Here is a 16,320-nt window from a genome sequence, read left to right on the forward strand (position 1 = left end):
CGGACATGGCACGCGACCCGGTCCTCACCTTCACCGAAAAGGGCATCTATTGCCCGGCAGGAGATTTCTACATCGACCCCTGGCGGCCGGTGGACAGGGCGCTCATCACGCATGGGCACGCCGATCACGCGCGCGGCGGCATGGGGCGTTACCTCGCCACCCATGCAGCCCTGCCCGTGATGCGCCACAGGCTGGGTGACATCACCGCCGAGGGTATCGCCTTTGAGGAGGTGCGCAGGATCGGCGGTGCCGACGTGTCCTTCCATCCCGCCGGACATGTGCCCGGTTCCGCGCAGATCAGGGTGGCGGTCGGTGGAGAGGTCTGGGTCGTCTCCGGCGACTACAAGGTGATCGACGACGGTTTCTCCGAACCCTTCTCCCCGGTCAGGTGCCACCATTTCATCACCGAAAGCACCTTTGGCCTGCCGGTGTTCCGCTGGGCACCGCAAGACGTCGTCGCGGCCGAGATCAACGGCTGGTGGTCGGCCTGCGCCGCCGCCGGCAAGACGGCGTTTCTCGGGGCCTATGCCCTGGGCAAGGCGCAAAGACTGCTGTCGATGCTCGACCCCGACATCGGGCCCATCCTGACACACGGGGCGGTCGAGGCGACGAATGCCGTTCTCCGCGACCAGGGCATGACCCTGCCCGACACCACGCACGCGACGGCGGAGATCGACCCCAAGGCCTATTCCGGTGCCATCGTGATATCGCCGCCCTCCGCCCTTGGCAGCAAATGGGCACGCCGCTTCGGACCGCAGGAGACCGCATTCGCCTCGGGGTGGATGGCGCTGCGCGGGGTCCGCAGACGGCGGGCGGGTGATCGCGGCTTCGTCATCTCGGACCATGCAGACTGGCTGGGACTGCTGACCGCGATCAACGAAACCGAAGCAGAAAACATATATTTAACGCACGGTTACACCGATATATTCACGCGATACCTTAACGATAGCGGATGGCGCGCGCAGGTCGTCCCGACGGAATTCGAAGGCGAGAGCCTTGAGTCGGGAGACGGCGAATGAAGCGCTTTGCGGCCCTCTTCAACACCATCGACCAAAGCACCAAGATCACGGTGAAGGTTACCGCGCTGGCTGAGTATTTCAGCGTGGCATCGGACGAGGACCGGCTGTGGACCGTGGCGCTTTTCTCGGGTCGCCGGCCCAAGCGTGCGGTCACCACCACGCGGCTTCGGGAATGGGCGGCCGAGGTCGCGGAGATCCCCCTATGGCTTTTCGAGGACAGCTACGCCATCGTCGGCGACCTCGCCGAGACCATCGCGCTGGTGCTGCCGCCCAACCGGTCGACCGAGGATCGTTCGCTGACGCACTGGATCACCGAGTTGCGCTCCCTCGCGCAGCTGGAGGAGGCGGAGCGCAAGGCGTTCGTCATGTCAGCCTGGCAGGCTCTCGGGGGGACGGAGCGGTTCCTGTTCAACAAGCTCATCACCGGGGGGTTCCGGGTCGGGGTCAGTCAGAAGCTCATGACCCGTGCGCTGGCCCAGGCGACGGACAAGCCCGAGACGGAACTGGCCCACCGGCTGATGGGCAACTGGCACCCTGATGACACCACGTGGCATGCGTTGATCGAGGCGGAGGACGCCTCTGCCGACGCGTCCCGCCCCTACCCTTTCTACCTCGCCTATGCGCTGGAGGACGGCCCCGAAACCTTGGGCGAGCCGGCCCCATGGCGCGCGGAGTGGAAGTGGGACGGCATTCGCGGCCAGCTCATCCTGCGCGACGGCGACTACTATGTCTGGTCACGGGGCGAGGAATTGATGACCGACCGGTTTCCGGAACTCGCCCGCGCGATCGATCACCTGCCCTCCGGCACGGTGCTGGACGGGGAATTGCTGGTCTGGCTTCCCGACAGTGATGCGCCCTCGACCTTCAATGCGCTCCAGGCCCGGATCGGCCGCAAGACCGTGCCGAAGAAGCTGCTGCGCGAGGCGCCCGTGGTCCTGCATGCCTATGACCTGCTGGAATGGCAGGGCGAGGACATACGCCACCGGCCTTTCGCGGAGCGTCGCAGGATGCTGGAAGACGCCTGCGCCGACCTGCCGCCGGATGCGCCCATTCGCCTGTCCCCGCAGATCCCCTTCGACACCTGGCAGGAACTGGCGGAACGCCGCGCCACCGCGCGGGAGGCTCAGGCCGAGGGACTGATGCTGAAACGGGCGGAAAGCCCCTACCTCGCCGGACGCAAGAAGGGCGACTGGTGGAAGTGGAAGCTGGACCCGCTGACCATCGACGCGGTCATGATCTATGCGCAGTCGGGATCCGGCCGCCGCGCAAACCTGTTCACCGATTTCACCTTTGCCGTCTGGAACGGCAATGACCTCGTGCCTTTCACCAAGGCCTATTCGGGCCTGACGGACGCCGAGTTTCGCCAGATCACCGCCTGGGTCCGCAAGAACACGCTGGAACGGTTCGGCCCGGTGCGCCGCGTCACCCCGCACCACGTTTTCGAGATCGCCTTTGAAGGCATCCAACCCAGCCCAAGGCACAAATCCGGCGTGGCCCTGCGGTTTCCACGCATGAAGCGCTGGCGCAAGGACAAGCCCCTGCAGGAAGCGAACACACTGGACGACCTGAACGAGATGCTGCGCCAATATGGATGAGACCCCCGAAACCTCCTCGACCCCCGCGCGGCTGCGGCGCAGGCTGATCGACCTCACCCTCTGGGTCCGCCGGAACGCGGAACTGGGCACCCTGCTGTTCACCGCGGCGGCAATCGCGGCGATCTGGGGCTTTGCCGAACTGGCGGGCGAGGTTGTCGAAGGGGGCACCCAGAGCATCGACAGGTCGCTCCTCCTGCTTCTGCGGACGCCCGGTGACCTGACCGATCCGATCGGCCCGCCCTATCTGGAGGAGATCGGCCGCGACATGACTGCGCTCGGAGGTGTCGCCGTGCTGAGCCTCGCCACCTGCGTGGCGGCGGGCTTCTTCGCCATCCTCAGGAGCTACGGCACCATGCTCTACGTCTTTGCCGCGACCGGCGGCGGGATCGTTTTCTCGACCGTGTTCAAGCAGCTGTTCGACCGGGCGCGACCCGATCTCGTGCCGCACGGATCGATGGTCTATACCGCCAGCTTTCCCTCCGGGCATTCGATGATGGCGGCGGTGGTCTATCTGACGCTTGGCGCGCTGATCGCGCGGGTGCTGCCGCAGAGGCGCCTGAAAGTCTACGTCCTGAGCGTGGCAATGCTGGTGACCGTCGTGGTGGGCGTCAGCCGCGTCTACCTTGGCGTTCACTGGCCGACGGACGTGCTGGCGGGCTGGCTGGTCGGGGCGGCTTGGGCCATCGCCTGCCTGCTCGTCGCCCGCCACCTGGCCGACAGGGGCCATGTGGCGCGCGAAAACGCGGATTGACGCCGCGACCGCTGCACCTTGCGCCACGGCGCGACGGGACCTAGATGTCCCTTGATACACAAGAAAGGTCCGCCATGTTCCAGCTTCCCCATCCCGTCCGTGACGCCAATGCCACCAGCGGCAACAAGAACCTGGGAGACCTGCCGGAATGGGACCTGAGCGACCTCTACACCGGCGAGGATGCGCCGGAGCTCAAGCGTGACCTCGACTGGCTGGAGGAAGCCTGCGCGAGTTTCGCGGCCGACTACGAGGGCAAGCTGGCGGATCTGGACGCCGCGGGTCTGCTGGACTGCATCCTGCGCAACGAGAAGATCAATCAGGTCGCCGGGCGGATCATGTCCTTTGCCGGGCTGCGCTACTACCAGCTGACCACCGACGCGGGCCGGGCCAAGTTCATGTCCGACCTGCAGGAAAAGATCACGAATTTCACGACGCCGCTGGTCTTTTTCACGCTGGAACTGAACAAGCTGCCGGACGACCATCTGGACAAGCTGCTGGACCAGAACGCCGAGCTGGCGCGCTACAAGCCGGTGTTCGACCGGATCCGGGCGATGAAGCCCTATCAGCTGTCGGACGAACTGGAACGCTTCCTGCACGATCTGGGCGTCGTCGGCGACGCCTGGGAGCGGATATTCGATGAAACCATCGCCAGCCTCGAATTCGAGGTGCAGGGCGAGGTGCTGGGGATCGAAGGGACGCTGAATCTTCTGACCGACCCCGACCGCGAGACCCGCGAGGCGGCGGCGCGGGCGCTGGCCGAGGTGTTCACCGCCCGGATCAAGACATTCGCCCGCGTGCACAATACTCAGGCCAAGGAAAAGGAAGTCATCGACCGCTGGCGCGGGATGGAGACCGCCCAGACCGCCCGTCACCTTGCCAACCACGTCGAACCCGAAGTGGTCGAGGCGTTGCGGAACGCGGTGGTCGAAGCCTACCCGCGTCTCAGCCATCGCTACTACGAGCTCAAGCGCAAGTGGCTTGGCCTCGACAAGATGCAGGTCTGGGATCGCAACGCCCCGCTGCCCATGGACGATCCCCGGATCGTGGACTGGGCCCAGGCGGAAAAGACCGTGATGGACGCCTACAACGCGTTCGATCCCCGCATGGGTGAACTGGCCGAGCCGTTCTTCCGCAAGGGCTGGATCGATGCGGGCGTGAAGCCGGGCAAGGCACCCGGCGCTTTCGCCCACCCGACGGTCACCGACGTGCACCCTTACGTCATGTTGAACTACCTCGGCAAACCGCGCGACGTGATGACGCTGGCGCATGAACTGGGTCACGGCGTCCACCAGGTGCTCGCTGCCGGTCAGGGCGAGATGCTGTCCTCCACCCCGCTGACGCTGGCGGAAACGGCCTCGGTGTTCGGCGAGATGCTGACATTCCGCAAACTGCTGGACGGCGCAAAGACCGATGCCGAACGCAAGGTGCTGCTGGCCGGCAAGGTAGAGGACATGATCAACACGGTCGTGCGGCAGATCGCCTTCTACGATTTCGAATGCAAGCTGCACGCCGCGCGTCGCGGGGGGAACTGACCCCCGAGGACATCAACGACCTGTGGATGAGCGTGCAGGCCGAAAGCCTGGGGCCGGCCTTCGAATTCATGGAAGGGTACGAGACGTTCTGGGCCTACATCCCGCACTTCGTCCATTCGCCGTTCTATGTCTACGCCTATGCCTTCGGCGACGGTCTGGTGAACGCGCTTTATGCCGTCTACACGGAAGGCGAGCCCGGCTTTCAGGAAAAATACTTCGACATGCTCAAGGCGGGCGGTTCAAAGCACCACAAGGAGCTTCTGGCGCCGTTTGGCCTCGACGCGTCGGATCCCGCTTTCTGGGACAAGGGCCTCAGCATGATCTCGGGCTTCATCGACGAGCTGGAAGCGATGGAAGACTGAAGGTCACCGCCGCGATTGGTTGCCGGCGCAGCCGGGCCGACCCGCTAGGCCAAAAGTCGCCGGTCACGGTGACACCGCAGAACCGCAGGCCGGCCCACGGTGTTGGGCCGGGCAGCAAACAGGGCGCAAATGGGCATGAACCGTTACATCAGAGAACTTTACCGGGTTCACTTCAGAAAGCGGCTTCTGCGGGTGCTGATCTGGGTGCGCCTTCATGTGCCGCCCGGCATGCGCCTGTTTCTGGGAATACTGCTGATGATCGGCGGGGTGTTCAGCATCCTGCCCTTCCTCGGCCTCTGGATGCTGCCCGCGGGCTTCTACGTCGCCGCGCTGGACGTCGTCCCGATGTGGCGCTGGCTGCGCGGACGGCGGCAGCCCGCCGTCATTTCAGCTGCGAATCCTTCGATCCCCGTCGATTTATCCCGCCCCGCGTCTGCACCTGTGCCGCCCGCTCCTGAGCACAGTCCACGCAAAGCTTGACGCCCGGCAGCGCCTCGCGCCTGCGCTCGGGAATTTCCTCCTCGCATTCCGCACAGTAGGTCAGGCTTTCACCCGTCGGCTGCCTGCGTGCCTTGAGCCGCGCCAACTCGTCGCTGATCGACGCTTCGATCTGTTCCGATACCGCGCCGTCGCGCGCCCATCCTCCGGCCATGTCCAGTCCTCCTTGTCCATGGGCAAGATAGCACCGCGCGGCGCAACGTCACCCCTTTGACTGTTCTGCAGGCCTGCTAGGGTAGGCACGACATCTGCCGAAGGAGACCCCATGCGTATCATCAAGCGACTTCTTGCCGCCGTTCTGGCCCTCGTGGTGGTTGCGCTGGTCGGCTTTTTCGCCTTCGCCCCGGCCTACGTGGAAAAGTCGCGCAACGCGGTCCTGCCGCACGACCCCTACCCCGTTTCCGATGCGGCGCGGGCGTTGCACGCGGGCCTGACCATCGGCGATCTTCACGCGGACCCGCTGCTTTGGAACCGCGACCTGTCGGAGCGTGGCACCTACGGGCAGGTCGACGTGCCCCGCCTTCGCGAAGGTAACGTGGCGATACAGGTCTTCACCGCGGTCACGAAGTCGCCGGCCGGCCAGAACTACGAGGAAAATTCGGCCGAAACCTTCGACAACGTGACCGCCCTGGCGATCGGCCAGCTCTGGCCGCCCCGCACGTGGCAAAGCCTGCTGCAACGGGCGCTGTACCAGGCGGAAAAGCTGGAGGCGGTCGCAGAGGCGGTGCCCGGCCAGTTCCGGATCCTGCGGACCCGCGCGGATCTGGACAGGCTGCTTGAGGACCGGGCAGCGGGCGACAAGGTGGTCGGAGGGCTCCTCGGCATCGAGGGCGCACATGCGCTGGAGGGCGACCTCGGCAATCTGAACGTGCTCGAACGCGCGGGTTACCGGGTCATCGGTCTCCACCACTTTTTCGACAATGCCCTCGGCGGGTCGTTGCACGGTCAGGGCGATGCGGGCCTGACAGACTTCGGGCGGGACGTGGTGCGCGAGGTCGCCGGGCGCGGCTTGGTGCTTGACCTCGCCCATTCAAGCCCTGCCGTCGCGCGCGAGGTGCTGGACATGACGGATATCCCCCTGATCGTCAGCCACAGCGGCGTGACCGCGCATTGCGAGACGCCCCGCAACTTTCCCGATGATCTGATGCGCGCGATCGCCGCCACGGGGGGAGTCGTGGGGATGGGCTATTGGGACGAGGTCACCTGCGGCGATTTCGATCCAGCGGGCGTGGCACGGATGGTCCGAACCGCCATCGACCTTCTGGGCGAGGACCACGTGGCGCTGGGATCGGATTTCGACGGCTCCGTCACCACCGCCTTCGATACCTCCGAACTGGCCGCGCTGACCCATGCCCTTCTGGCCGAGGGGCTTGGCGAGGATCAGATCGCCAAGGTCATGGGCGACAACATGGTCCGCGTGCTGCGTGCCCGGCTGAACTGATCACCGCTTGCCCGCGTCGTAGACCATGTCGATCATCCGCTGCGTGCCCCTGCTGAATTCCAGAGGACAGGGATAATCCGCCCCCTCCGAAACGCTGCGGCAGAAGGCTTCGACCTGCAGAACGTAGTGATTCACGTTCGGAAACCGCTCCACCGACCGCGTGCCGACCGTCGTTTCAAGGTGCAATTCGGCCTGGTCGTAGACGCCCGCGTTGAAGGGGCAGGTCAGACGCAGCACCCCCTTGTCGCCGTGCAGGACCACCTCCTGCCGGGGCGCCATGCGGGTGGACACCATGCCACTGTAGGTGAATGTTCCGAAATCCGCGTCGACGCACACCTTGGTGTCGACCCCGTTGTCCCAGTCGATCCCGGCGTAGGGGATGGCCTCGGGTTCCGCCCCGGTCAGCAGCCGCACGACGCCGCAGGCATAGACGCCGATATCCGGCATCGCACCGCCCCCGGCACCGGCCTGATTGCGGATGTTGTCCGGATCATCGTTGAAGAAGGAGAAGGCCACCGTGACGTGGCGCAGATCTCCGAGCGCACCGTCTATTACCAGCTCGCGCGCCCGGTGCATCTGCGGATGATGGGCGATCATGAAGCCTTCGGCGCAGAGCAGGCCGGTGCGGTCGCGCGCGTCGATGACCGGATCGAAATCGGCGGCCTTCAGGCCCAGCGGCTTCTCGCACAGCACGTGCTTGCCCGCTTCCAACGCCTTGATCGCCCATTCCACGTGCAGGTGATTGGGCAGCGGGATGTAGACAGCATCGATTTCGCCGTCCTCCAGCAGGGCGTCGTATCCCTCGTGCACCCGCAGCTCCGGTGCAAAGGCCCGGAAACCGTCCGCCTTTTCCGGCGAGGACGTCGCCAGCGCCGCCAGCTCCGCCCCTTTCGCCGCGTGGATGGCCGGGGCCATCTGCTGCCTTGCAAAGTTCGACGCCCCGAGAACGCCCCACCGCACATGTGTCATGCTCACCTCCGATTTCCGTTGACCCGACCCTAGCGCGCTCGGTCCGCGCGGCAAGCGGGGGAAGGAAATCCGAAGGCCCCCGCCGTCGGGGCGGGGGTCCGGAGGTCGGTGTCAGGCGTCGGCCAGCATGCCCTTCTCACGGGCCAGTTCGCGCATGCGCTTCTGCAGTTTCTCGAAGGCGCGCACCTCGATCTGGCGAATCCGTTCGCGGCTGACGTCGTATTGCGCCGAGAGGTCCTCCAGCGTGACGGTCTCGTCGCTCAACCGGCGCTGGGTCAGGATATCCTTCTCCCGGTCGTTCAGCACCTCGAGGGCTTCGGCCAGCATCTCACGCCGGGTTTCCAGCTCGTCCCGCTCGGCGTAGTCGCCCGCCTGGTCGGCGTCCTCGTCCTCCAGCCAGTCCTGCCATTGCATGGTCCCTTCGCCTTCGGTGCCGACCGTGGCGTTCAGCGACGCATCGCCGCCCGACATGCGCCGGTTCATCGAGATCACCTCGTCCTCGGTCACGCCGAGCTGGGTCGCGATCTCCGTCACGTTCTCGGGCCGCAGGTCGCCGTCTTCCAGCGCGCCGATCTTGTTCTTGGCCTTGCGCAGGTTGAAGAACAGCTTTTTCTGACCGGATGTCGTGCCGAGCTTGACCAGCGACCACGACCGCAGGATGTACTCCTGGATCGACGCCCGGATCCACCACATCGCGTAGGTCGCAAGGCGGAAGCCCTTTTCGGGGTCGAACCGCTTGACCGCCTGCATCAGGCCGACATTCGCCTCCGAGATCACCTCGGCCTGCGGCAGGCCGTAGCCGCGATAGCCCATGGCGATCTTGGCCGCGAGCCGCAGGTGGCTGGTGACCATCTTGTGCGCGGCCTCGGTGTCCTGTTCCTCGACCCAGCGCTTGGCCAGCATGTATTCCTCTTCCGGTTCCAGCAGGGGGAACTTGCGGATTTCCTGCATGTAGCGGTTCAGTCCGCCTTCAGGTGTCGGTGCCGGCAGATTCGCGTAATTTGCCATCAATTGTCCCTTTCCCAGTCTCGGGGGCCCCTTGGTCCACTTATGTTTAAGGCCTTAACATCCATATGGTCGGCGCACTTCGTGGTTTCAAGTCAGGCAGATGCGGTTTTCCGCCACATCTGCCCGACGGCGTTCATCATTGCACAAGATAGGTGAAGAGAACGTTATCCTGCAAACCTCTCACGGTGTTGTGTCCGCCGGTGCGCGTCATTGCGCCTGCTGCACCGTTCCGAGCCTCTCCAGCAGGTCCGCCATGTCCGGCGGCAGCGGGGCTTCGAAGCGCAGGGGCGCGCCGGACACCGGGTGCACGAACCCCAGCACAGCCGCGTGCAACGCCTGCCGGGGGAAGGCGCGGACGGCCTCCGCCACCGGTTCGGGCAGGGCCGCCTTTGGCAGCTTTCGCTTGCCGCCATAGGTCTGGTCGCCCACCAGCGCGTGACCCGCGTGGGTCATGTGCACCCTGATCTGATGCGTGCGCCCCGTCTCCAGCCAGCATTCCATCAAGGCGAGGACCGGCGGATTGCCGTATGTCTCGACCCGGCGCGCACGTGTCACCGCGTGCCGGCCGCCCTGGAAAAGCACCGCCTGCCGCTGCCGGTCGGTGCGGTGCCGCGCAAGCTGCGTCGTCAGTTTCAGGATGTCCCCCGGCTCGAAGGACGCGCCCCGCACCCCGCGCAGCCGCGGGTCACCCGCCAGCGGAACGCCGTAGACGAGCGCGAGGTAGTAGCGTTCGACGGTGTGCTTCTCGAACTGCGCGGCCAGCCCGTGATGGGCGGCGTCCGACTTGGCCACCACCAGCAACCCGCTCGTATCCTTGTCGATCCGGTGCACGATGCCCGGCCGCTTCATCCCGCCCACGCCCGAAAGATTGTCGCCGCAATGCGCCATCAGCGCGTTCACGAGCGTGCCCGAAGGGGTACCGGGTGCCGGGTGGACGACCATGCCCGCCGGCTTGTTGACGACAACGAGGTCGGCATCCTCGTACACGATGTCGAGGTCCATCTCCTCGGGGAGGATATGGCTTTCTTCCGCCTCCTCCACGTCGATGTCCACCTGTGCGCCCGCCGCGACCTGCGCGCGCGGATCGCGCAGCACCTGCCCGTCGATGCGGACGGCCCCCTGCTCGATCAGCCGCGCCAGCCGGGTGCGCGACAGCGCCGCATCCTCTGGCACATCGCGGGCCAGCGCCTTATCAAGGCGCGACGGCGGGCTGTCCGCCAGGATGAAGGTGATGATCCGGTGCGTCATGAATGAACCCGATGAACAAGTGAAGGAACCGGCAAACCTGCGCTTCCTGCGGCGGCTGGTCACGGTCCTGACCGTGGTGATGATCTGCGGCGTTCTAGTGGTGATCGGCCTGCTTGTCACCCGCCTTGGTCGCGACGCGCCGGTGCTGCCCGCCAGCATCAGCCTCCCCGACGGCGCCGCCCCGCGCGCCTTCACCCAGGGTGAGGGGTGGTACGCCGTGGTGACGGACCGGAACCAGATCGTGATCTTCGACCGCCTCACCGGCAAGATCACCCAGACGGTCGAAATTGGTCCCGACTGACTTCTTTATGCCCGAAATACTCCGGGGTTTGGGGCAGCGCCCCAAGTCTCGCCACCAACACGGCCCATCGGGCATGGGCTGCGACCGCGCCACGGGGCCGTGCCCGCCCGCGACGATCTCGGACTTTCCGTGAGTGGCTTTCCGTGAGTTGAGGGGGGGTGGTACCACCTCCTGGTCTCGAACCAGGGACCTCTTGATCCACAATCAAGCGCTCTAACCAACTGAGCTAAGGCGGCACTGGGGCCGATTTAGCCAAGCGGGCCACGGATTGCAAGACCCAAGGTCGGCGATCCGCCGACCGTTTTCAGAGGTCGATGGACCAGTGCTGTTCCACGTTCGGCTGGCCGAAAGAGACAACCGGTGTGCGGCTCACCAGGCTCCAGCCGTTCCGGGCATAGAGCGCGCCCGCGGCCCGGTGCGACTCGTGCGTCCAGAGCGTCATGCGCCGGTAGCCCGCATCGCGCGCAAAGCCCATGCAGGTTTCGAGCAGCCGCCGCCCAAGCCCCCTGCCCCGCGCCTCGGGCGTCAGCAGGAAAAGCCGCAGCTTGGCCGTGTCATCGTCCAGCCGCACGCAGAAGATGGAGCCCAGCCGGCGCCCCTCCGCCCAGGCGATCCAGCCGCGTTCGCGGGCCGGGTCGTTCTTGGCAAGAAACGCGTCGAGGATTTCCGCCACGAGCGTGCCGAAGCTTTCGTCGAAACCCTCCTCCCGCGCGTAGTGGACGCTGTGCTGTTCCACCAGCCAGTCCCGGTCGTCGGCGCCGAATCCGCGCAGTTCGATGTTCTCCATTCCTGTGCCTCCTGGGCGGACGCTTGCCAATCAAGCCCTCTCGGGATAGCCCTGCTTCCCATCATCGGCGGAGAGCACAATGGGAATCAACACGGAACGCGATATCGAGGCAAATCTGCAGATCGGACCTACCGACGCAGGCATGGTGCGGCTTTTCGTCGAAGGGGCCGGGATCGAGATTCCGATGGATTTCACGCCCGAGGAAGCCATGGAGATCGCGGAGGAGATCATGGCCGCCGCGCATCGTGCGGACGGGGGCAAGGGCAAGCAGCGCAAGCGCTGAAGGTCAGTCCCAAGCCGGCATCATGTCCGGGTCGCGCAGCATCTGCAGCCGGCGCGCCGCGCAAGAGGCGAATTTCTGGATCATCGCCTTGCGCCGCGCGGGCGCCAGCCGGGACTCCGGCCCCATGCGGACGATCTCCGCGCCGTAGGCGTCTCCTATCATCAGCCCGGTCTCGTCAGGCAGGAGCTCGGTCGGAAAATCGGCATCCACGGCCCAGAAGAACCGGTCGGCCCATTCGACATAGCCCTCCCACTTGGCGTCCGACATGAAGTCCGCGCGCGAGGACTTGCACTCCACGATCCAGATTTCTCCCTTCGGCCCCAGCGCCATCACGTCCACCCGCAGGCCCCGTGCCGGGACGAGTTCCTCCACGCAGGCAAAGCCGTGTTCGGCAAGGTGCCGACAGACGCCCCGCGCCAGAAGCTGGCCGGGCTGCGGCGCCGGAGGGGGCGGTGACAGATCGATCTGGGTCATACCAAAATAATGAACAATTCGTGAACATTTGCAACCCCCCGTGCCGGGCAATGGCAAAACCGGCGGAGCGGCCCTATCTTGAAAGGCGGTGGGTGCAGCAGGGAGCGGCGGAATGGACGAACGGCAACCGATGGATCAGGCGCAGGCGCGCGGCGTGCGGTACGCGCGCGAGCTTGAAGGGCACCTGACGTGGCTCGATACCTTTTCCGGCACGGCGCTTGGCGTGCTCGCCGTCGCCTCGGGGATTTACACCTATCTCGGAGTTTCTTCGCTGCTGGACGACAACGGGGCGATGTCCGCCTTCGCCGCCATCGCCTACTCCGTCGCCGTTTCCGTCGGCATTTTCGTGTTCTGGTCCTACATGTTGCGGCTTTTCCCCGCCGTGCGGACGGTCCGCGCCCGCGCCGGGCTGCTTGGGGCGATGGGCCTGGGGTCGGTCGCCATCGTCGCGATGTCGAGCTGGCTGAACGCCGCGGCCCTCGCGGGGTCGGCGGCCGTCGAACAGCATCTGGCCGAGACCGTGCAGGACTATCAGGGCTCGCTGGAGCGCGCGCACGAGATCGCCCTGTCGGCGCAGGGGCTGGAACGCGACGTTGCCCGCGTGCGGCAATCCTTCGAGGACCTGAGCGAACAGGAGGCAACGGGCAACCTTTCGGGCCTTGCGGGACGCGGCGCCGTGTTCCGCGTGCTGCGGCAGAAATCATCCGAACTGGCGGCACTGGAAGCGCAGATCGCCACCCAGACCCCGCTGGTGGCGACCGCGTTCGCGGAGGGCAACCAGATCCTCAGCCGCATGCGCGCCCTGACGGTCGAGCCGGGACCGGTCGAGGCACGGTCGGTCGAGTTTTCCGAGCAGGCGGTGCGCCTCGCGGGCCTGATAACCCAGCTGCGCCAACTCTCCGTCGCCTCGCTGGTGGAGCGCGCGGCGCAGGATCTGTCCGCCTCCGTCGTTCTGCCGGAGCTTGACGCGAGCAGCGCCGAAAACCGCACCGCGCAGGGCGCCACCATCACCTCGGTGCTCGAAGTCCTCGCCCAGCGGGCCACCACGCTTGAGCGCGCGGCACAGGCGGTGCTGGCGATGCCGCCCCCGTCCGAGACGACATACACGCCCGTTTCCAGCGCCGATGCGGTCATTCTCTATGCCCGGAACTTCGTGCCGTCATGGGCCGGGGCCATCGCCATCGACCTGCTGCCGGCGGTGCTGGTCCTGATTCTCGCCATCACGCAGACGGCGATCCGGTCCGGCCGCGAAGGTGCGGCCATCGAGGATTCCCTGACGCTTGCCGAAATCCGGGCTGCCTTGGCCGCCATGCGCGAAATGGACGAGGTGCCGCGCCCCGCTTCCGCCGCCGCCCCCGGTAACGAGGAAAGCGACGCCCCGACGGACACGGTGCGCGTCACGCCGTTGAAGTCCACGTGAGCACGGTACGCCGCAACCCCGTTGCCCGCGTGCTGACGGGCATTCTGGTGTTCCAGCTCGGTTTAGGCGTCCTGCTGTTCTGGGGCGATTTGCGCGACGATCTGCGTCTGCCGGGGTTCGGGCCGCGTGCGCCGTCCCTGACCGAACCAATCCGTCCGGGCGATCAGACCCGACGGTACCGCCCCGACCGTGCCCCCCCGCCGGGCCGTCCGATACCCAGCAGCCCCTTGCCGGACCGTCTTGTCCTGACCCAGATCGAAGCGGGCCGCACGATCCTGCTGGAGGGCGCCATCGGCGAGGGGGACGCCGCCCGCATCGCGCAGCAGATCGAGGAGTTGGCCCAGGCCCCCGAACGGGTCATTCTGAATTCACCCGGCGGATCGGTCCGCGATGCGCTGGATCTGGGCCGCAGCCTGCGGTCCGCGGGATTTTCCACCGCCCTGCGCGATGGCGACATCTGCTATTCCGCCTGCCCCTACCTGCTGGCCGCAGGCGTCACGCGGGACATTCCCGAAGGGGGGTCCGTCGGGGTGCACCAGCACTATTTCGGAGAGAGCACGATCCTGCCCGCTTTTGTCGCGGTGGAGAACATCCAGCGCGGCCAGGGAGAGGTGATGGCGTACCTCGACGACATGGGGATCGACCCGTTGGTCATGCGGCACGCGCTGGTCACCCCCCCGGACGAAATCTACGTTCTGTTGCCGGAGGAATTGCGCGCCTACGGCTTCCTGCAGGAAATCGACGACGAATGACACCGGCCCCCTTGTCGGTGGGGCAGCCGACCTCTATCTCAGGGCTGTGGCGGGTTCTGCCCTGTTCGTGTGACGTAGCATTCCAGTGGCCTTAAGCAAATCCGAGGGAGCTGGCTCTGTCCGGGCCCTGGTCCGGTTAACCGGCGCCCACCTGTAGTAACAGGTCCTCGGGAATCAAGACTGACCGGCAGGTGTGGTCCCGTCACGCCTTTCCAGATTTCAGCGGCGCGCGGACGCGGAGCGCGACAGCCCGAGTTGCGCGGCGAAAAGCGCCTGTATCTCGGCCTTGGTCACGCGGTCGCCGCGCGGTTTTTCTTCGCGAACGGCTTTCTTCAAACCCAATTTTATCAGCAATCCGGCCATGACAGTCTCCTATTGGCTGGCTGCCCCCACGCCATCATCCACGCGGCAAGGGTGCGGAAGTTTCACGGGTTCCGACACTTTCCCGGTTCCGACGCGCGACGATTAACCGGATGTTAATCAACGCAACCCCAACTGAACCACGCCGCCACGGTGGGTTGGACCGCCACGGCCATGCCGAGAACCGGGGGAAAGATGAACAGAACCACGACGCTTCACCGCCATGCCGTCAGCGCGCCACTGATGACCGCTTTGGCTGCCTGCACCATCCCGGCGACGCCGATCGTTTCGGAATTCAACGGCGACAGTGTGACCATCGTGACGTCCGCCTTTGCGGATCCGGCCAGCGTGCGGCAGAAAAGCCAGGAGGAAGCATCGCGCATCTGTGCGAAGGGCCCCAAGAAAAAGGCCGAATACGCGTCGACAAGAACCAATCAGCAGACCTACGAGCAAAGCCACCTGTTCCTGTGCCTGAACTGACGGCAGGGCTGCGGTTCAGAACGCCTCGGGGCGGGCTTCACGCGCCATGTGGTCCAGCACCGCGTTCACGAACATGGGTTCTTTCCCGTCTGGAAAGAACGCGCGGGCGACCTCGACGTATTCATTGATGACAACGCGCGGCGGGGTTCCGTCATCCCGGAACTCGGCGCCCGCCGCCCGGAAAAGCGCCCTCAGCGTGGGGTCGATGCGCGCGATCGGCCATTTGGCGACCAACGCGCGGTCGGTCATCTGGTCGATGGAAGCCTGGTAATTCACGGCGGTGTCGAGCACGCGGGAGAAATGATCCACGTCGCCGTCCTGCATCTCGTCGCCTTCGTAGACGGCGCCGAAGCGATGTTCCAGAAATTCGCGCCGCACCAGTTCCACGGTAAGGCTGGAGTGTTCCATCTGGAAAAGGGCCTGCACGGCATAAAGCCGCGAGGCCGACTTCATCTTGCGCTTCTGGTTGCCCGACAGTGAGGTGTTCATGCGATGCCGTTTCCGTCGGACTCCCCCGCCAACAGCGTATCCTCGCCGCGTGGTTTGAAGCCGATGCCCTTGCTTGTTTGCGCCCACTTACGGGCGAGCGCGATCAGATGCAAGGCCGCCGCGGCCGCCCCGCCGCCCTTGTTCTGCCCGGCGGGATCGGCGCGCACTTCGGCCTGCGCCTTGTTTTCCACCGTCAGGATGCCGTTGCCGATGCAAAGCCCCTGAAGGCCGAGCAATTGCAGGGCGCGGCTGCTGTCGTTGCAGACGGTTTCGTAGTGGGTCGTCTCGCCACGGATCACGCAGCCCAGCGCCACGTAGCCGTCGAAATTGCTGCGCCGGTCGCTGATCCCGATGGCGGTCGGGATCTCCAGCGCACCGGGCATCTCCACTACGTCGTAATCCGCGCCCGCCGCCTCCAGCTCGGCCTTGGCGCCTTCCAGCAGCCCCTTGGCGATGTCGCTGTAATACGGAGAGAGCACGATCAACACCTTGACCGGACGGTCGAAGACGGGGCGCGGCAGGACGGTGTGATCTTCGGACGAGGCCATGAT

19 protein-coding genes, 1 tRNA gene and 1 pseudogene are annotated in these 16,320 nt (G+C 65.7%); 11 read left to right on the forward strand and 10 right to left on the reverse strand.

What is annotated here, in order from left to right; all coding sequences use genetic code 11:
• Nucleotides 1–5 precede the first annotated feature (5 nt).
• From BOO69_RS12170 to BOO69_RS23340, 5 genes and pseudogenes are all read left to right on the forward strand, one after another.
• A complete protein-coding gene (locus BOO69_RS12170; protein WP_071972408.1) occupies nucleotides 6–1,019 on the forward strand; it encodes a ligase-associated DNA damage response exonuclease in 1,014 nt (337 codons plus the stop codon).
• Nucleotides 1,016–2,614 carry an ATP-dependent DNA ligase gene (locus BOO69_RS12175; protein WP_071972409.1) on the forward strand — a complete coding sequence of 533 codons (1,599 nt, stop codon included), beginning with the start codon at nucleotides 1,016–1,018 and terminating at the stop codon, nucleotides 2,612–2,614. Before BOO69_RS12170 ends, BOO69_RS12175 begins: the two co-directional genes overlap by 4 nt.
• On the forward strand, nucleotides 2,607–3,365 hold the full coding sequence (locus BOO69_RS12180) for a phosphatase PAP2 family protein (protein WP_083545515.1): 759 nt from the start codon (nucleotides 2,607–2,609) through the stop codon (nucleotides 3,363–3,365). Before BOO69_RS12175 ends, BOO69_RS12180 begins: the two co-directional genes overlap by 8 nt.
• 74 nt (nucleotides 3,366–3,439) lie before the next feature.
• Nucleotides 3,440–5,259: pseudogene (locus tag BOO69_RS12185) on the forward strand (M3 family oligoendopeptidase).
• Nucleotides 5,260–5,394: 135 nt separating this feature from the next.
• The gene (locus BOO69_RS23340; protein WP_216637030.1) at nucleotides 5,395–5,739 is read left to right on the forward strand and encodes a hypothetical protein; all 345 of its coding nucleotides are present in this window, start codon (nucleotides 5,395–5,397) and stop codon (nucleotides 5,737–5,739) included.
• Here the strand turns inward: BOO69_RS23340 and BOO69_RS12190 are convergent.
• A complete protein-coding gene (locus BOO69_RS12190) occupies nucleotides 5,642–5,911 on the reverse strand; it encodes a DksA/TraR family C4-type zinc finger protein (RefSeq protein ID WP_071972410.1) in 270 nt (89 codons plus the stop codon). The two genes, BOO69_RS23340 and BOO69_RS12190, sit on opposite strands and share 98 nt — an antisense overlap.
• 111 nt (nucleotides 5,912–6,022) lie before the next feature.
• Between BOO69_RS12190 and BOO69_RS12195 the strand changes: the two genes are divergently transcribed.
• Nucleotides 6,023–7,198 (forward strand): dipeptidase, encoded by a 1,176-nt coding sequence (locus BOO69_RS12195; protein WP_071972411.1) that lies wholly within the window; start codon nucleotides 6,023–6,025, stop codon nucleotides 7,196–7,198.
• Here BOO69_RS12195 and BOO69_RS12200 read toward each other — a convergent pair whose 3' ends face one another.
• The 3 genes from BOO69_RS12200 to BOO69_RS12210 all read right to left on the reverse strand — a co-directional run bounded on the left by BOO69_RS12200 (nucleotide 7,199) and on the right by BOO69_RS12210 (nucleotide 10,423).
• Nucleotides 7,199–8,167 (reverse strand): Gfo/Idh/MocA family protein, encoded by a 969-nt coding sequence (locus BOO69_RS12200; protein WP_071972412.1) that lies wholly within the window; start codon nucleotides 8,165–8,167, stop codon nucleotides 7,199–7,201.
• Nucleotides 8,168–8,278: 111 nt separating this feature from the next.
• Nucleotides 8,279–9,175 (reverse strand): RNA polymerase sigma factor RpoH, encoded by an 897-nt coding sequence (gene rpoH, locus BOO69_RS12205; protein ID WP_071972413.1) that lies wholly within the window; start codon nucleotides 9,173–9,175, stop codon nucleotides 8,279–8,281.
• Nucleotides 9,176–9,382: 207 nt separating this feature from the next.
• Nucleotides 9,383–10,423, reverse strand: a complete 1,041-nt coding sequence (locus tag BOO69_RS12210) for a pseudouridine synthase (protein WP_071972414.1) — start codon at nucleotides 10,421–10,423, stop codon at nucleotides 9,383–9,385.
• On the opposite strand from BOO69_RS12210, the gene BOO69_RS12215 reads away from it, so the two are divergent.
• Entirely contained in the window at nucleotides 10,422–10,724 is a 303-nt protein-coding gene (locus BOO69_RS12215; RefSeq protein ID WP_071972415.1) for a DUF6476 family protein, read from the forward strand. The genes BOO69_RS12210 and BOO69_RS12215 overlap by 2 nt on opposite strands.
• 159 nt (nucleotides 10,725–10,883) lie before the next feature.
• On the opposite strand, the gene BOO69_RS12220 is transcribed toward BOO69_RS12215, so the two are convergent.
• Nucleotides 10,884–10,960 (reverse strand) — tRNA-His (locus BOO69_RS12220).
• A 68-nt stretch (nucleotides 10,961–11,028) separates the two neighbouring features.
• On the reverse strand, nucleotides 11,029–11,511 hold the full coding sequence (locus BOO69_RS12225; protein ID WP_071972416.1) for a GNAT family N-acetyltransferase: 483 nt from the start codon (nucleotides 11,509–11,511) through the stop codon (nucleotides 11,029–11,031).
• 79 nt (nucleotides 11,512–11,590) lie between these two features.
• Between BOO69_RS12225 and BOO69_RS12230 the strand changes: the two genes are divergently transcribed.
• Nucleotides 11,591–11,794, forward strand: a complete 204-nt coding sequence (locus tag BOO69_RS12230) for a DUF6324 family protein (RefSeq protein WP_071972417.1) — start codon at nucleotides 11,591–11,593, stop codon at nucleotides 11,792–11,794.
• 3 nt (nucleotides 11,795–11,797) lie between these two features.
• On the opposite strand, the gene BOO69_RS12235 is transcribed toward BOO69_RS12230, so the two are convergent.
• Nucleotides 11,798–12,268, reverse strand: a complete 471-nt coding sequence (locus BOO69_RS12235; RefSeq protein WP_071972418.1) for an MmcB family DNA repair protein — start codon at nucleotides 12,266–12,268, stop codon at nucleotides 11,798–11,800.
• 112 nt (nucleotides 12,269–12,380) lie between these two features.
• Between BOO69_RS12235 and BOO69_RS12240 the strand changes: the two genes are divergently transcribed.
• Nucleotides 12,381–13,688 carry a hypothetical protein gene (locus tag BOO69_RS12240; protein WP_071972419.1) on the forward strand — a complete coding sequence of 436 codons (1,308 nt, stop codon included), beginning with the start codon at nucleotides 12,381–12,383 and terminating at the stop codon, nucleotides 13,686–13,688.
• Complete coding sequence (locus BOO69_RS12245; RefSeq protein WP_071972420.1) at nucleotides 13,685–14,440, forward strand: COG3904 family protein; 756 nt, start codon at nucleotides 13,685–13,687, stop codon at nucleotides 14,438–14,440. The genes BOO69_RS12240 and BOO69_RS12245 overlap by 4 nt, the downstream gene beginning before the upstream one ends.
• A 219-nt stretch (nucleotides 14,441–14,659) precedes the next feature.
• On the opposite strand, the gene BOO69_RS23055 is transcribed toward BOO69_RS12245, so the two are convergent.
• Nucleotides 14,660–14,803, reverse strand: coding sequence for a hypothetical protein (locus BOO69_RS23055; RefSeq protein WP_156874918.1), 144 nt, complete (start codon nucleotides 14,801–14,803; stop codon nucleotides 14,660–14,662).
• Between the two features lie 192 nt (nucleotides 14,804–14,995).
• On the opposite strand from BOO69_RS23055, the gene BOO69_RS12250 reads away from it, so the two are divergent.
• Nucleotides 14,996–15,280 carry a hypothetical protein gene (locus BOO69_RS12250; RefSeq protein WP_071972421.1) on the forward strand — a complete coding sequence of 95 codons (285 nt, stop codon included), beginning with the start codon at nucleotides 14,996–14,998 and terminating at the stop codon, nucleotides 15,278–15,280.
• A 15-nt stretch (nucleotides 15,281–15,295) separates the two neighbouring features.
• Here BOO69_RS12250 and nusB read toward each other — a convergent pair whose 3' ends face one another.
• Together nusB and BOO69_RS12260 are read right to left on the reverse strand one after the other, a co-directional pair.
• Entirely contained in the window at nucleotides 15,296–15,769 is a 474-nt protein-coding gene (gene nusB / locus BOO69_RS12255) for a transcription antitermination factor NusB (protein WP_071972422.1), read from the reverse strand.
• On the reverse strand, nucleotides 15,766–16,317 hold the full coding sequence (locus BOO69_RS12260) for a 6,7-dimethyl-8-ribityllumazine synthase (RefSeq protein WP_071972423.1): 552 nt from the start codon (nucleotides 16,315–16,317) through the stop codon (nucleotides 15,766–15,768). The genes nusB and BOO69_RS12260 overlap by 4 nt, the downstream gene beginning before the upstream one ends.
• Nucleotides 16,318–16,320 lie beyond the last annotated feature (3 nt).

The sequence above is a fragment of the Sulfitobacter alexandrii genome (assembly GCF_001886735.1).
Lineage (GTDB): Bacteria > Pseudomonadota > Alphaproteobacteria > Rhodobacterales > Rhodobacteraceae > Sulfitobacter > Sulfitobacter alexandrii.

Bases quoted from the DNA above. Each gene is read 5' to 3' on its own strand.
- BOO69_RS12190 (WP_071972410.1), bottom strand. From the start codon at position 5,911: ATGGCCGGAGGATGGGCGCGCGACGGCGCGGTATCGGAACAGATCGAA.
- BOO69_RS12195 (WP_071972411.1), top strand. From the start codon at position 6,023: ATGCGTATCATCAAGCGACTTCTTGCCGCCGTTCTGGCCCTCGTGGTG.
- BOO69_RS12200 (WP_071972412.1), bottom strand. From the start codon at position 8,167: ATGACACATGTGCGGTGGGGCGTTCTCGGGGCGTCGAACTTTGCAAGG.
- BOO69_RS12210 (WP_071972414.1), bottom strand. From the start codon at position 10,423: ATGACGCACCGGATCATCACCTTCATCCTGGCGGACAGCCCGCCGTCG.
- BOO69_RS12250 (WP_071972421.1), top strand. From the start codon at position 14,996: ATGAACAGAACCACGACGCTTCACCGCCATGCCGTCAGCGCGCCACTG.
- BOO69_RS12180 (WP_083545515.1), top strand. From the start codon at position 2,607: ATGGATGAGACCCCCGAAACCTCCTCGACCCCCGCGCGGCTGCGGCGC.
- BOO69_RS23055 (WP_156874918.1), bottom strand. From the start codon at position 14,803: ATGGCCGGATTGCTGATAAAATTGGGTTTGAAGAAAGCCGTTCGCGAA.
- nusB (WP_071972422.1), bottom strand. From the start codon at position 15,769: ATGAACACCTCACTGTCGGGCAACCAGAAGCGCAAGATGAAGTCGGCC.
- BOO69_RS12230 (WP_071972417.1), top strand. From the start codon at position 11,591: ATGGGAATCAACACGGAACGCGATATCGAGGCAAATCTGCAGATCGGA.
- rpoH (WP_071972413.1), bottom strand. From the start codon at position 9,175: ATGGCAAATTACGCGAATCTGCCGGCACCGACACCTGAAGGCGGACTG.
- BOO69_RS12260 (WP_071972423.1), bottom strand. From the start codon at position 16,317: ATGGCCTCGTCCGAAGATCACACCGTCCTGCCGCGCCCCGTCTTCGAC.
- BOO69_RS23340 (WP_216637030.1), top strand. From the start codon at position 5,395: ATGAACCGTTACATCAGAGAACTTTACCGGGTTCACTTCAGAAAGCGG.
- BOO69_RS12215 (WP_071972415.1), top strand. From the start codon at position 10,422: ATGAATGAACCCGATGAACAAGTGAAGGAACCGGCAAACCTGCGCTTC.
- BOO69_RS12235 (WP_071972418.1), bottom strand. From the start codon at position 12,268: ATGACCCAGATCGATCTGTCACCGCCCCCTCCGGCGCCGCAGCCCGGC.
- BOO69_RS12225 (WP_071972416.1), bottom strand. From the start codon at position 11,511: ATGGAGAACATCGAACTGCGCGGATTCGGCGCCGACGACCGGGACTGG.
- BOO69_RS12240 (WP_071972419.1), top strand. From the start codon at position 12,381: ATGGACGAACGGCAACCGATGGATCAGGCGCAGGCGCGCGGCGTGCGG.
- BOO69_RS12175 (WP_071972409.1), top strand. From the start codon at position 1,016: ATGAAGCGCTTTGCGGCCCTCTTCAACACCATCGACCAAAGCACCAAG.
- BOO69_RS12170 (WP_071972408.1), top strand. From the start codon at position 6: ATGGCACGCGACCCGGTCCTCACCTTCACCGAAAAGGGCATCTATTGC.